The organism is Mesorhizobium sp. B2-7-1 (assembly GCF_006440735.1).
In the GTDB taxonomy this organism is placed as follows: Bacteria; Pseudomonadota; Alphaproteobacteria; order Rhizobiales; family Rhizobiaceae; genus Mesorhizobium.
In genome coordinates, this window is sequence record NZ_VFUA01000023.1 from 17,664 (window position 1) to 30,626 (window position 12,963).

Consider the following 12,963-nt stretch of genomic DNA (forward strand, 5'->3'; position numbering starts at 1 on the left):
GCCCGTTGCCTTCCTTGGATTTAAGCGGCTCGTTCGGCTTGCTTGCCGAGATCGGGGTGGATGGTCGGGCCCGCGGCGCGGATCTTCTCGCGCAGCCGCACCGGCTCGACCAAACCATCGACAACCGTGACGTCGATCACGTTGACGTCCAGGACTTCATTGTTGGCGGCGGCCGCGGCGCCGATCGCTTCCAGCCGGTCTTCCGCCGCCTTGTCATGGGCGATATCGGCATGACCGACCATCTCCGCCCAGCCGCCATCGGCGTACCAGACGGCGATGCCGTCGGAGAGCCTGTTCGCGGTCAGTACCTTCATTGCTCAACTCCTTCGGCGACGGCTGACGCCGCGCCCTCATGCCCCGTATCTTCACGTCTATGTGCCGCAAGCGGCTCGGATTGTTCAAAATTGGCGCCGGCAACGGCGTCGCCGATGATCGTCATCACCGGGCCGGTGAGGTCGGCGCGCTCTTCCAGCGACGGCAGGTCGGCCAGCGTGCCGTGGAAACGGCGGCGGGTGCCGAGGCTGGCGTTCTCGACGACGGCGACGGCGGTGTCCGGCGACAGTCCCGCTTCGATCAGCCGGCCGGCGACTTCGGCCGCGACCGAGCGGCCCATATAGACGGCGACGGTCGCACCCGAGATGGCAAGCTTTGCCCAGTCGGGCAGCGAATTGCCCTTGAGATCGTGGCCGGTGGTGAACACCATCGAGGACGAAACGCCGCGCAGCGTCAGCGGCAGCTCGAAATCGGCGGCGGCGGCGAAGGCGGCGGTGACGCCCGGAACCACCTCGTAGGCGATCCCGGCCTCGCGAAGCGCTGCCATTTCCTCGCCGGCGCGTCCGAACACCAGCGGATCGCCGGACTTCAGCCGCACCACGCGCTTGCCGGCGCGGCCCAGCTCGACGAGCAGCGCGTTGATCTCTTCCTGGCTCTTCGAATGGCAGCCCTTGCGCTTGCCGACCGGCAGCCGCTCGGCGTCGCGGCGGCCCATGCCGACGATCGCTTCCGGCACCAGCGCGTCGTAGACGATGGCATCGGCCTCCATCAGCAGGCGATGCGCGCGCAAGGTCAAAAGGTCCTCCGCTCCGGGACCGGCGCCGACCAGCGCGATATGTCCCTCGACCGGAGCATCCTGAGCCAGGAGCTCGAGCGCCGCGCCATGCGCTTCGGCGAGCTCGCCGGCTTCGACGGCCCTGGCCGGCGCGCCGGCGAAGAAATCGCTCCAGAAGCGACGGCGGCGATTGCCCTTCGGCAGGCTCTCGGCTGAGGCGCGGAAGGACGCGGCAAGAGCCGCCAGCCGGCCGAGCGACGGCGACAGCATGCGGTCGATGCGCCCGCGCAGCATCTGCGCCAGCACCGGTCCCGCCCCTTCGGTGCCGATGGCAATGGCGACCGGCGCGCGGTTGACCAGCGCCGGGGTGAAGAAATCGCAGAGCTCCGGGCGATCCACGGCGTTGACCGCAATACCCAGCCGGCGCGCGTCCTCGACGACGCGGCGGTCGAGCGCCTCGTCGCCGCTCGCGGCGAATACCAGGGCGGCGCCTTGGAGATGCGCGGCCTCGTAGGCCGCATCGATGTGAACGGCGCCGGTCGACGCGATGAAATCCAGCAGGCTGCCGCCGGCATTGTCGGCAACGATGCGCAGCACCGCGCTCGATTGCGAAAGCAGCCGCGCCTTGGCAAGCGCTTCCTCGCCATTGCCGACGATGGCTACGGCTTCGCCGTCGACCCGCATGAAGACGGGAAAGGTATTGAGCTTGGCGTTGGTTGGCGGCATGGCGATGAGCAATACTGGAACAGTTTGGCAGTTTTACGCGGCCACGCCAAAAACCAGAAGGCAAGCACTCGCGCGCCGCCGAACGGCAGGCAATCGCTTTTTCGCAACCGCGAAAGCCAAGAGAAAAAAATTCTACTTTGAGAATAAAACAGTCAGGGCAGCATAAGAGACCGCCTTGATCCGCCGTAATTTTTAGCGCCGAACCGGGGAAGCCGCAAAACAGTTTTTTCTAAATTCTACTAAGTTAGTAGATTAAAGGCGACCTTGCCGGATCGGCATCCGGCCTCGTCGATTGAGATCATCGAAGCGCCACCGCCAGATCGGAACAATCATGCTCCGCGGCTCGTTTGCCTAGCGATCCATCCTGCCGGTCCCGAACTCCATCGGTCGGCAATCACGCGCACAAGGAGGAACGCCATGAGCATCAGGCTGAAGCACGGATTATGGGTCGTCGTGGCCGACGGCGAAAAGGCGCTCTTCCTTCGCAACCAGGGCGACAACAAGTTCCCGAACCTGGAAGTGGTGCAAGAGATGGAGCAGAAGAATCCGGCCACGCGCGAGCAAGGCAGCGACAAGCCGGGCCGCCAGAGCAACGAAGGCCCCCGCGGCGCCGTCGAAGAAACCGATTGGCACCGCCTCGGCAAGGAGCGCTTCGCTGTCGAGATTGCCGACCGGCTGTACAAGCTTGCGCATCGCGGCGCGTTCGACGCGGTCGTGCTGATCGCGCCACCGCAGGTGCTTGGCGAGATGCGCCAGAAACTGCACAAGGAGGTGAGCGGGAAGGTGCAGGCCGAAATCCCCAAGACGCTCACCAACCACACGGTTTCGGATATCGAGAACCTGTTGCAGGCGGCATAGGGCGGCGAAAAGAAAGCGGCTTCGAGGCTGGATCACGTCTCGAAGCCGTCTCTTCGGCGTGGCGTCGATTTTGCGCGGCACACCCTGCTTCCGCGTCGATTTCTGCGCCGCGGTGGTTGCATCATCGCCGCTCCCTCCACCATATTGCCGAAGGCGACGGCCTCGGCGGGCGCCCATCCGACATCGCGAATCTCGAAAGGCGCTCCATAGACAATGCCGCATGACACTCCCCTTATCGCCACCATCGTCGCCGGTCTGGGGCTTGCTTTCGTCTTCGGGGCTTTAGCCAACCGTTTCCGCATCCCGCCACTTGTCGGCTATCTCGTCGCCGGCGTCCTTGTCGGTCCGAACACGCCCGGCTTCGTCGCCGACGCCAGCCTTGCCAACGAGCTCGCGGAAATCGGCGTCATCCTTTTGATGTTCGGCGTCGGCCTGCATTTTTCGCTGAAGGACCTTCTATCCGTCCGCGCCATCGCCGTGCCGGGCGCCATCGTGCAGATCGGCTTTGCCACGCTGCTCGGTGTCGGGCTTGCCTGGTTGCTCGGCTGGTCGCTGGGCGCCGGCCTGGTCTTCGGCCTAGCGCTTTCGGTCGCTTCGACCGTGGTGCTTTTGCGCGCCCTGCAGGAGCGGCGGCTGATCGAGACCGAACGCGGCCGCATCGCCGTCGGCTGGCTGATCGTCGAGGATCTTGCCATGGTGCTGGCGCTGGTGCTGTTGCCGGCGCTCGCCGGTGTGCTCGGCGGCCAGCCGCAGGTCGATGACCATGCGAGCCTGCTTTCGCTGCCCGCCAGCTACGGCATATGGGGCGTGGTCGGCATCACGCTCGCCAAGGTCGCCGCCTTCGTCGTCGTCATGCTGGTGGTTGGCCGCAGGGTCATTCCGTGGATCCTGCATTACGTCGCCCATACCGGCTCCCGCGAGCTGTTCCGGCTCTCCGTGCTGGCGATTGCGCTCGGCGTCGCCTTCGGCGCGGCGAAGCTGTTCGGCGTCTCGCTGGCGCTCGGCGCCTTCTTCGCCGGCATGATCATGAGCGAGTCCGAGCTCAGCCACCGCGCGGCGGAGGAATCGCTGCCACTGCGCGACGCCTTCTCGGTGCTGTTCTTCGTCTCGGTCGGCATGCTGTTCGACCCGTTCGGCCTGATCAGCAACGGCCTGCCGATCCTCGCCACCTTGGCCATCATCATCATCGGCAAGTCGATCGCGGCCTTCGTCATCGTGATCGCGTTTCGCTATCCGATCGCGACCGCGCTGATGATTTCGGCGAGCCTTGCCCAGATCGGCGAGTTTTCCTTCATCCTGGCCGAGCTTGGCGTCGGCCTGAAACTGTTGCCCGAACAGGGCCGCGACCTGATCCTGGCCGGCGCCATCCTGTCGATCCTGCTCAATCCGCTGATGTTCCTGGTCGTCGACTGGATGAAGCCGTGGCTCGAAAAACGCGCAGGCAAACCTGCCGCGCCCGAGGAGGTAAGGCCTATCGGTCCGGCGACCGAGCCCGGCCAGGTCGCTTCGGTCCAGGCAGTTCCGGGAAAGGACGACGGCCCGCCGCCGAAAACGGCGCTTGCCGGTCACTCCATCCTGATCGGTTATGGCCGCGTCGGCAGCCTGGTGGGGGTCGCGCTGAAGGAAGCCGCCCTGCCCTTCCTGGTCATCGAGGATGCCGACAAGACGCTGGCCAAGCTGAAGGCGGACGGCGTCGAAACCGTCGCCGGCAACGCTGCCAACGCCGACGTCTTCTCAGCCGCCAATCCGGAAGGCGCCAGGCGGCTGATCCTCGCCATCCCCAACGCCTTCGAGGCGGGGCAGGTTGTGCTCAGGGCCCGCGCGGCCAATCCGGCGATCAACGTCATTGCCCGCGCTCATTCCGACGCCGAGGTCGAGCACCTGAAAGGCCTCGGCGCCGACACCGTGATCATGGGCGAGCGCGAGATCGCCCGCGGGATTGTCGAGGTGGTGACCGGCAAGGTCACGATCCCGGTCAAGCCCGCCATCGAGGTCGACCCGCAACCTGCCTGATCGATATCAGGCCACGAACGCGGAACCGCCGTTCTGCGCGATATCGCTGAGATATTTTGCCGGTGGCTTGCCCAGTGCCTTCTTGAACATGGTGATGAAGGCGGTGACGGACTCGTATCCGAGATCGCCCGACACCTGCTGCACGCTTGCGCCGGCGGACAGTTCCCTGAGCGCCACGATTAGATGCAGCTGCTGGCGCCAGCGGCCGAAACTCAAGCCCGTCTCCTTCACCACCAGGCGCGCCAGGCTGCTCTCGCTGAGCGCCACGTGGTCTGCCCATTGCGCCAAGGTGCGCCGGTCGGCGGGGTCGTCGGCCAGCGCTTCGGCGATCCGCCGCAGCCGCGGCTCGGCCGAGATCGGCAAATGCAATTGCTGAACCGGCATGAGCGGCAACTCGGCAAGAAGGACTTTTCCCAGAAAATCGCATCTCGGCTCGTCCGGCGCGCATTCCGACAGCTCGATGATCAGCTCGCGCAGCAGCGGCGAGATCGAAAGCGTGCAGCACTGTTCCGACAGGTCGGTGGCGCCGGGCTCGATATAGACGAAGAAAATCCGGGCGTTCGCCGTCGCGACGTTGCTGTGTTCCATGCGGCTCGGCACCCACACCCCGCAGTGCGGCGGCACCATCCAAAGCCCGCTCGGAACGCGGCAGGTGACGCCGCCGCCGAGCGCGAAGACGAGCTGCCCTTTGCGATGCCAATGTGCCGGTACCTCGGCCCTTCTCTCGGTCACGTCGACGCCGACGACGATCGCCGGCGCGGCCACGTCGTCGACGTCGAAGTTCGACCAGGGCCAGCGTAGCGGCTGCCTCATGCTTGACTGCTTTTAGCGATCATCTGGCTTTATCTCTAAATTCTTCAACCGCGAAAGTCGATAGGTTCGAGCCGTTCCGTCGCGATCGATCGCGACTCCCAGGCGTCATTTCAAAGGTGGTCCATGCTTGCTCTTGCTATCTCTTCAGACAGCTCCAACAGGCTGAAGCTCACCGAGGCTGACGAGCCAAACTGCAACGCGAATGAAGCATTGGTGACTGTTCATGCAACATCGTTGAATCGTGGTGAGCTGCGCCTGCTCGGCATGCGCCCCGACGGCTGGATACCTGGCCAGGACATTGTCGGCATCGTCGAACGCGCGGCGGCCGATGGCTCAGGCCCGGCCGCGGGCGCGCGGGTTGCGGCTTTGGTCGACCAGGCCGGCTGGGCCGAGCGCGTCGCCGTTCCGACCGACCGTCTCGCCGTGCTGCCGGACGCCGTCAGCTTCGCCTCCGCCGCCACGCTCCCGGTGGCGGGCACGACAGCGCTGAGGACCTTGCGTCATGGCGGCGATCTCGCCGGCCAGCGGGTCCTGATCACCGGGGCAAGCGGGGCGGTCGGCCGCTTCCAGATCCAGATCGCCCGCGAGCAAGGCGCTTCGGTGACGGCGATCGCCTCGGCCCGGCACCATGATGATCTTCGCCATCTGGGTGCGGGACAGGTCGCCGAGTCGATCGAACTGGCCGAGGGGCCGTTTTCGCTGATCACCGAGTCGGTCGGCGGCAAAAGCCTCGCCGATGCGATCGGACGCGTGGCGCCCGGCGGTACCATCGTCATGTTCGGCTCGAGCAGCGGCGAGCTCACGCCGGTTGGGTTCCGCCAGTTCGTTCCAGGGCACGAAGGCGCGAGGCTTCAGACTTTCGCCTACTACACGTCCGGTTCAGCCATCGGCGCCGACATCGCCTGGCTGCTTGGTTTGGTCGCGGCCGGCCGGCTCGAAACCCGCGTGGCCATAGCCATGCCGTGGACGGACATCGGCCAAGCCCTGGACGCGCTCAGACAGCGCAGCTTCAGCGGCAAGGCGGTCCTCACAATGGCCTGACGTCACACGTGCTGGCCGCCATTGATGTGGATTTCCGAGCCGGTCACGTAGGACGACTGGCCGGAGCACAGGAAATAGATGATGTCTGCCACTTCCGACGTGGCGCCCAGCCTTCTCAGCGGGATCGCCTCGACTATTCTGTCGGTGCCGGGCGACAGGATCGCGGTGTCGATCTCGCCCGGCGCGATCGCGTTGACGCGGATGCCGTGCGGGCCGAAATCATGCGCCATCTCGCGCGTCAGCGAGCCGAGCGCCGCTTTGGATGTCGCATAGGCCGTGCCGGCGAACGGATGCACCCTGGTGCCGGCGATCGAGGTGACGTTGACGATCGAGCCCTTGGCGGTGGCGAGTTCCTTGAACAGTCCCCTGGCCAGCATGATCGGCGCGAAGAAATTGACCTGGAAGACGTCGCGCCAGACATGCATCGGCGTCTCGATCGAATTCATGCGGCTGTTGCCGTCCTTCAGCTTCGGCGAGATGCCGGCATTGTTGACCAGCGCGTTGAGCTGTCCGCCATGCGCCTCCAGCCGGTGACGGATTTCCGAAACCGCGATGCCGACATCTTCCTGGTCGGCGAGATCGACCTTGATGTGGTCCTCGGGGCCGGCCGGCCACGGGCAATCCTCGGCGAAAGCCTGGCGCGAGCAGGTGATGACGCGCCAGCCCTCGCGCGAAAAGCGCTTGACTGTCGCATGGCCGATGCCCCGGCTGGCGCCGGTGAGCACGATGGTTTTTCTGCTGTCGATTTCGGCCATGGGCTTGGTCTCCGGCCGGACATGTAGCCGAAGGCGCTTGCCATTACGAGAGGCGAAGTTGCCGCTCTAGCCACCGCCGAGGATGTCGAGGATGGAAGTCTGCCGCTTCTTGGTCGGGCCGCCGACATTGCCGGGCGGCACCGGATGCTTGATCGAGGCGGTCGACCCCTTGTCGCTCGGCATGTCGAAGCCGTCCGCATCGACGGTCTGGGCCGGGCGCGCCTGACGTACCGGCGCAGGCGCCGGAGCGACCGGCTGTGACTGGCCGACGGCCGCGGGCGGTGCTGGCGGCGGCTGCGAGGCGTCCGCCGACGGGATCTCGTCCGGCACGATCGTATCGGACGGCGTCGACTTCCAGGTGCCGGGCAGCGGCCTGACTGGAACGCCCTCATGCGCGGCCACCATGAATTCGTGCCAGGCCTGCGCCGGCAAGGCGCCGCCGGTGACCTTCTTCATCGGGCTGCCGTCGTCATTGCCGAACCACACGCCCGTGGTGAGATTGGCGGTGTAGCCGACGAACCAGGCGTCGCGCGAATTCTGGCTGGTGCCGGTCTTGCCGGCCGAAGGCCAGTTGAAGGCTGCCTTCCTCGCGGTGCCGACCTCGACCGTGCCGGTCATCATCGAGTTCATCATGCCGACGATATCGGCCTTGATGACGCGCGGCGCGCTGCCGGTGCTGCCCTCGTAGAGCACCTTGCCGCTGGCCGTGGTGATGCGCTGGATGAAGTGGATGTCAGGCTTGTAGCCGCCATTGGCGAAGGGCACATAGGCCGAGGTCAGTTCCAGCGGCGTCACTTCCGAGGTGCCGAGCGCGATCGAGGTGTTGGCCTGCAGGTCCGACTGGATGCCCATGCGATGCGCCGCCTCGACCACCGCATCGGGGCCGACTTCCATGGTGAGCTGCGCGGCCACCGAGTTCAGCGACTTGGCCAACGCGGTCGCCAGCGTGACCTTGCCGTAATATTTGCCGCCATAATTGTCCGGCGTCCATTTGCCTATTTTGATCGGCGCGTCGTTGCGGATGCTGTCCGGCGTGCGGCCGGCCTCGAGCGCCGCCATGTAGACGAAGGGCTTGAAGGCCGAGCCGGGTTGGCGGCGCGCTTCCGAGGCGCGGTCGAACTGGCTGGTCGAATAATCATAGCCGCCGACCATGGCGCGCACCGCGCCGGAATCGTCGATCGACACCAGCGCGCCTTGGCTGACGTTGAGCTTCTTGCCGCTCTCGTCGATCAGCCGGCGGATCGACTGTTCGGCAAGCTTCTGCAGGTTGAGGTCGACAGTGGTGTTGATGACGATGTCGCCGCGCACGTCGCCGATCAGGTCGGGAAGTTCGTCCATCACCGTGTCGGCGACGTAGTTTTCCGAGCCGGTCCAGTAGGACGGCGCGCGCGTCGCTGGCGCGCTCAGCGCGGTCTTGTATTCCTTGTCGCTGATCTTGCCTGTCTCGCGCATGGCCGCGAGCACGAGCTGCGCCCGCTCCTCGGCCGCCTTCGGATCGCGCGCCGGCGACAGCTTGGACGGCGCCTTGAGCAGGCCCGCCAGCAACGCGGCTTCCGAAAGCGTCACGTCGCGCGCGCTCTTGCCGAAATAGCGCCGCGAGGCCGCCTCGACGCCATAGGCGCCCGAGCCGAAATAGACCCGGTTGAGGTACATTTCGAGGATCTGGTCCTTGCTGTGCTTATGTTCGAGCCAGAGCGCGAGCAGCACTTCCTGCACCTTGCGCTCAAGCGTGCGGTCCGGCGTCAGGAACAGGTTCTTCGCCAGCTGCTGCGTCAGCGTCGAGCCGCCCTGCGAGAAATGCCCGCCTAGAAGGTTGGTGACCATGGCGCGCGACAGGCCGATCGGGTCGATGCCGAAATGCGAATAGAAGCGGCGGTCCTCGATGGCGACGACGGCCTCCGGGATATAGGGCGACATCTCGTGCAGGCCGACGGCCTCGCCGCCCGACGCGCCGCGATTGGCGATCAGGTTGCCATCGACCGAGACGATCTTGATGTTGGGCGCGCGGTCGGGAACCGACCATGTGGTCGCCGCCGGCATCTTGGCGCCGTAGTAGACGACGACGCCGGCCGCCGCGATGCCGCCCCAGATGCACAGCACGAAGCACCAGTAGACCAGGCGGGTAGCGATGCCGAGCAGCCCGCGCCGGCTTTCGCTTCGACCACGGCCGCGGCCGCGCGATTTCGCCTTGGCGGATTTGCCCTTGGAAGCGGATTTACGGCTGCCCGGCACGACGCGATCCTCCTCGCTGACCGAAAAGCCTTCGGAGGATTTCGCGCGCGGCGATCCCTCGAAGCTCGGTTCGATGCGACTGTCTCTGCGGTTCGCCATACGCTCTTGCTTGCTGCCCCGGTGCCGATGGCGTTCGGGTTGAAGACTAGATGCGGCGGTTTAAAGGCGGGTTAAAGCAGGGTTTATGCAGCCTTTTGAAAACCCTTACGATTTTCTGAATCACGTCTCGCGCTAGCTTTCGCAATCGGGTCGACCGCCTGCAGGGTGCCGTATCATTGCGAGTGGTTGCTCAAAGTCCCGCTGCCTTGGCCAGATAGGGAGCCAGCGCCAGGGCGTAGGTTGCCGTCAGATGATGGTTGTCGCGCAAGACGACGATGTTGCCGACCACTGCCGGGCAGCTCTCCTTGCCGCATAGCGCATCGTTCATGTCGACCACGCTCACCCCCGCCACGGACCGGGCGGCGAGCGCATAGATGTTTTCCCGTTCGACCTCGCTGCGCGGGTTGACGCATTTGCCGGGATCTGTCCCCAGGCAATTGCGCGGATCGAACAGGCTGAAAGGTGTGTTGCGGATCGCGACGACGCGCATGCCCTGCCCGGTCAGCTCGCTCCAGACGCTGCGCAACCCCTCGATCATCGCGTCCTGCGCAACGCTGGTATAATTGCTCTGGCTGGTGATAACGAAATCGGGCTTCAATTTTCCAATTTCGGCGAGAACCTTCTCCCGCCATAGCGCGCACTCTTCATACGGCCTGCCGTCGTTAAGGATAGTGACCCGGGTTACCGGGCATGCCGCCTTGGTGAAGGCGACGAGCTTCCATCTTCTGTCTTTGGCGATTTTGTCGACTGCCGGCACCCATTGCGCCGCGTGGGAATCGCCCATCACGACGATGGTCCTCGTCCCGGTCGGGTCCCCGAGCTTGCAACCGGTCGCGTCGATGCCCTTCCGCTCCTGATGACATTTCAACCTGTAAATGACGGGCAAGTCGCTGCCGATCTTGCTCAAGGGAGGTAGCGGCTTGACGCCCTCGGGGACGACGGCGTTCGCCAGCAAGGCCGCGGGCCCTGGATAATTCGGCGTTCCGATCAGGCTGATATCGATGGGCTGCCGGTCGATCGCATAGACAAGTCCGCCCGCCACCGCCACGCACAACCCCACCGCAACCGTGCCGTCGATCAGCGGTCGCCACGCCAGGGACGAGCGCGAATGGCGATAGGGCTGTTCGACCAAGCGATAGGAGATGCCGGAAACGGCCAGGGTGGCGATGATCAGCGCAACGCCATCGAGAAGGCCGATCGCGCCGCGCTGCGCCGCATAGAAAATGATCAGCGGCCAATGCCACAGATAAATCGAATAGGAGCGATCGCCGATATAGCGCAGCGCGGCGATGTCGAGGCCACGGAAGCGGCCGATGCGTATGCTGCCGGCGGCAATGACCAAGGCCGCGCCGAGCGTCGGCAGCAGTGCCTTGAAGCCTGGAAAATCGGTCGACCTCGTAAACAGGATCGCCGACGCAAGCATCGCCAGCATGCCGGCGACAGCCATCCCCGTCCGGGCACGCCCGCTCGGCTGGAACCTGTCGAGGGTCAGCGCCAGCAGGCCGCCAAGGGCCAGTTCCCAGACCCGCGTGTGGGTGACGAAATAGGCCCATGCCGGATCGGATCGGGTGAGAGCGACGGAAGCCGCGAGCGAGCCCGCCAGGATCGCGCCGAGCACGAAGGTGAGCATTTGCACCGGTGAATACCCGCGACGCCTGGCCCACCACAGCGCGGCGATCATCAGCACTGGCCAGACGATGTAGAACTGCTCCTCGATCGACAGCGACCAGAAATGCTGCACCGGGCTCAGCGCATCCTCGGCGCCGAGATAGTCAACGGCCTGCTCGGCAAGCCGCCAGTTCTGCACGTAGAGTGCGCTTGCGATCACCTGCTTGGCGGTTTCTTCCCACCAGGCGTCCGATACGAACAGCAGCGTTCCCGCGAGCGTGACGAAGAGCGCGACGATCGCCGCCGGCAGCAACCGCCTGACCCGGCGCGTGTAAAAGCCGACAAGCGAGATGCCGCCGTCGCTGAGCGCCATGCGCGTGAGCAGCCCGGTGATAAGGAAGCCGGAGATAACGAAGAAGATGTCGACCCCGACATAACCGCCGGGAAGCGCTGTCGGCCAGATGTGGAAGATCACCACAAAGGCCACGGCAAGCCCGCGCAGCCCCTGTATTTCCGGCCGAAATCCCCCCGGCGCAATGTCGTCTCGCAAAGTCAGTCTAGCCCCTCACGGCGCCGGCTCGTCCCGGCCGGCCACCGTGGTCAATTCTGCTGGATCGAAATACCCTTGTCGTCGATCTTGAGCTCGACGCCTTTCGGCTTGGTCTGCTCGCGATAGACATAGATGCCGAGCGCGATGATCACCGCGATCAGCGCCCCGATGATGAGATAGAGCGTGTTCTGCCTCATTGCGTCCCCTTGTTTCGGTCGAGACCCGCCTTGAAGCTCGCAGGCGGCGGTCGCCTACTGGTCGTCGTCCTCGGATGCCGGACGCCAGCTCGTCGGGTCGACCTTCTTTTGCGTGTCGCTGTCGGTGTAGACCCACCAGCCGCCGTCGCGATACTGGCCGATGGATTCGTTGACGACGCCGTCGCCGTCCTTCCACAGGATGGTGACCTTCGAGCCGTCCTTCGGCGCGCTTTCTATCGGTTTGCGCTCTGCCATCTCACTTCCTCCACGAACCGGCCCTCCATAGGCCGGCATGAACGTATCCGGACGCGCCGGGTTCCGTCAGCTGTGCGCGAAGATGTCTTCCTCGGCCCAGCCCATCAGGTCCAGCTTGGCGCGCGTCGGCAGGAAACGGAAGCAGGCGTCCGCCTCCTTGGTGCGGTTTTCGCGCGCCAGGCGCGCCGCCAGCACCTCGCGCAGGCGATGCAGGTAGAGCACGTCGGAAGCGGCATATTCGAGCTGTTCGGGCGAGAGCGTTTCCGTCGCCCAGTCCGAGGATTGCTGCGCCTTGGACAGGCCGATGCCGAGCAGCTCGTTGCACAGATCCTTCAGCCCGTGGCGGTCGGTATAGGTACGGGTCAGCCGCGAGGCGATCTTGGTGCAGAACACCGGCTCCGCCATGACGCCGAAGGCATTGTAGAGCACGGCGATGTCGAAGCGGCCGTAGTGGAACAGCTTGGTGATCGCGCGGTTCCTGAGCAGGCTGACGAGGTTCGGCGCCTTCTTCTGGCCAGGCGCGATCTGGATGACGTCGGCGCTGCCGTCGCCCGGCGAGATCTGCACCACGCAGAGCCGGTCGCGATGCGGGTTGAGCCCCAGCGTTTCCGTGTCGATGGCGACCGCCCCGACATTGTAGCGGGTGAGGTCGGGCAAATCGTTTTTATGGAAACGGATGTCTGCGGTCATTCTCTTCTCCGGATCGCGATCTGCAGCGCCGCGCATCTCTTGGGATGCGGCAAAGGACGCTGTATAAAAACTAGAAAG

12 protein-coding genes are annotated in these 12,963 nt (G+C 65.1%); 3 read left to right on the forward strand and 9 right to left on the reverse strand.

Annotation, left to right across the window (positions count from 1 at the left end; genetic code table 11):
* Window positions 1-20: 20 nt before the first annotated feature.
* A complete protein-coding gene (locus FJ471_RS11785; RefSeq protein WP_140803326.1) occupies window positions 21-314 on the reverse strand; it encodes a DUF2849 domain-containing protein in 294 nt (97 codons plus the stop codon).
* Window positions 311-1,774 carry a siroheme synthase CysG gene (gene cysG, locus FJ471_RS11790; protein ID WP_140803327.1) on the reverse strand — a complete coding sequence of 488 codons (1,464 nt, stop codon included), beginning with the start codon at window positions 1,772-1,774 and terminating at the stop codon, window positions 311-313. The genes FJ471_RS11785 and cysG overlap by 4 nt, the downstream gene beginning before the upstream one ends.
* Before the next feature lie 417 nt (window positions 1,775-2,191).
* Here cysG and FJ471_RS11795 point away from each other — a divergent pair, with 417 nt between their 5' ends.
* Together FJ471_RS11795 and FJ471_RS11800 are read left to right on the forward strand one after the other, a co-directional pair.
* On the forward strand, window positions 2,192-2,632 hold the full coding sequence (locus FJ471_RS11795) for a host attachment family protein (RefSeq protein ID WP_140803328.1): 441 nt from the start codon (window positions 2,192-2,194) through the stop codon (window positions 2,630-2,632).
* 213 nt (window positions 2,633-2,845) lie between these two features.
* A complete protein-coding gene (locus FJ471_RS11800) occupies window positions 2,846-4,645 on the forward strand; it encodes a cation:proton antiporter (RefSeq protein WP_140803329.1) in 1,800 nt (599 codons plus the stop codon).
* 6 nt (window positions 4,646-4,651) lie between these two features.
* Here FJ471_RS11800 and FJ471_RS11805 read toward each other — a convergent pair whose 3' ends face one another.
* Window positions 4,652-5,458: a helix-turn-helix transcriptional regulator gene (locus FJ471_RS11805; protein WP_140803330.1), complete on the reverse strand. Its 807-nt coding sequence runs from the start codon at window positions 5,456-5,458 to the stop codon at window positions 4,652-4,654.
* Window positions 5,459-5,581: 123 nt separating this feature from the next.
* Between FJ471_RS11805 and FJ471_RS11810 the strand changes: the two genes are divergently transcribed.
* Window positions 5,582-6,499 carry a zinc-binding dehydrogenase gene (locus FJ471_RS11810; protein WP_140803331.1) on the forward strand — a complete coding sequence of 306 codons (918 nt, stop codon included), beginning with the start codon at window positions 5,582-5,584 and terminating at the stop codon, window positions 6,497-6,499.
* Between the two features lie 2 nt (window positions 6,500-6,501).
* On the opposite strand, the gene FJ471_RS11815 is transcribed toward FJ471_RS11810, so the two are convergent.
* The 6 genes from FJ471_RS11815 to FJ471_RS11840 form a co-directional block, all read right to left on the reverse strand.
* Window positions 6,502-7,254: an SDR family oxidoreductase gene (locus FJ471_RS11815; protein WP_140803332.1), complete on the reverse strand. Its 753-nt coding sequence runs from the start codon at window positions 7,252-7,254 to the stop codon at window positions 6,502-6,504.
* 66 nt (window positions 7,255-7,320) lie between these two features.
* A complete protein-coding gene (locus FJ471_RS11820; RefSeq protein WP_140803333.1) occupies window positions 7,321-9,585 on the reverse strand; it encodes a transglycosylase domain-containing protein in 2,265 nt (754 codons plus the stop codon).
* Window positions 9,586-9,775: 190 nt separating this feature from the next.
* Window positions 9,776-11,743, reverse strand: coding sequence for an acyltransferase family protein (locus tag FJ471_RS11825; RefSeq protein WP_181179340.1), 1,968 nt, complete (start codon window positions 11,741-11,743; stop codon window positions 9,776-9,778).
* 50 nt (window positions 11,744-11,793) lie between these two features.
* Entirely contained in the window at window positions 11,794-11,940 is a 147-nt protein-coding gene (locus FJ471_RS11830; protein WP_140803335.1) for a hypothetical protein, read from the reverse strand.
* Between the two features lie 54 nt (window positions 11,941-11,994).
* Entirely contained in the window at window positions 11,995-12,195 is a 201-nt protein-coding gene (locus tag FJ471_RS11835) for a hypothetical protein (RefSeq protein ID WP_140803336.1), read from the reverse strand.
* A 66-nt stretch (window positions 12,196-12,261) separates the two neighbouring features.
* On the reverse strand, window positions 12,262-12,885 hold the full coding sequence (locus FJ471_RS11840; RefSeq protein ID WP_140803337.1) for a ribonuclease D: 624 nt from the start codon (window positions 12,883-12,885) through the stop codon (window positions 12,262-12,264).
* Window positions 12,886-12,963: the final 78 nt, after the last annotated feature.

Coding starts and splice junctions, on each gene's coding strand:
- FJ471_RS11785 (WP_140803326.1), bottom strand. CDS start 314: ATGAAGGTACTGACCGCGAACAGGCTCTCCGACGGCATCGCCGTCTGG.
- cysG (WP_140803327.1), bottom strand. CDS start 1,774: ATGCCGCCAACCAACGCCAAGCTCAATACCTTTCCCGTCTTCATGCGG.
- FJ471_RS11795 (WP_140803328.1), top strand. CDS start 2,192: ATGAGCATCAGGCTGAAGCACGGATTATGGGTCGTCGTGGCCGACGGC.
- FJ471_RS11800 (WP_140803329.1), top strand. CDS start 2,846: ATGCCGCATGACACTCCCCTTATCGCCACCATCGTCGCCGGTCTGGGG.
- FJ471_RS11805 (WP_140803330.1), bottom strand. CDS start 5,458: ATGAGGCAGCCGCTACGCTGGCCCTGGTCGAACTTCGACGTCGACGAC.
- FJ471_RS11810 (WP_140803331.1), top strand. CDS start 5,582: ATGCTTGCTCTTGCTATCTCTTCAGACAGCTCCAACAGGCTGAAGCTC.
- FJ471_RS11815 (WP_140803332.1), bottom strand. CDS start 7,254: ATGGCCGAAATCGACAGCAGAAAAACCATCGTGCTCACCGGCGCCAGC.
- FJ471_RS11820 (WP_140803333.1), bottom strand. CDS start 9,585: ATGGCGAACCGCAGAGACAGTCGCATCGAACCGAGCTTCGAGGGATCG.
- FJ471_RS11830 (WP_140803335.1), bottom strand. CDS start 11,940: ATGAGGCAGAACACGCTCTATCTCATCATCGGGGCGCTGATCGCGGTG.
- FJ471_RS11835 (WP_140803336.1), bottom strand. CDS start 12,195: ATGGCAGAGCGCAAACCGATAGAAAGCGCGCCGAAGGACGGCTCGAAG.
- FJ471_RS11840 (WP_140803337.1), bottom strand. CDS start 12,885: ATGACCGCAGACATCCGTTTCCATAAAAACGATTTGCCCGACCTCACC.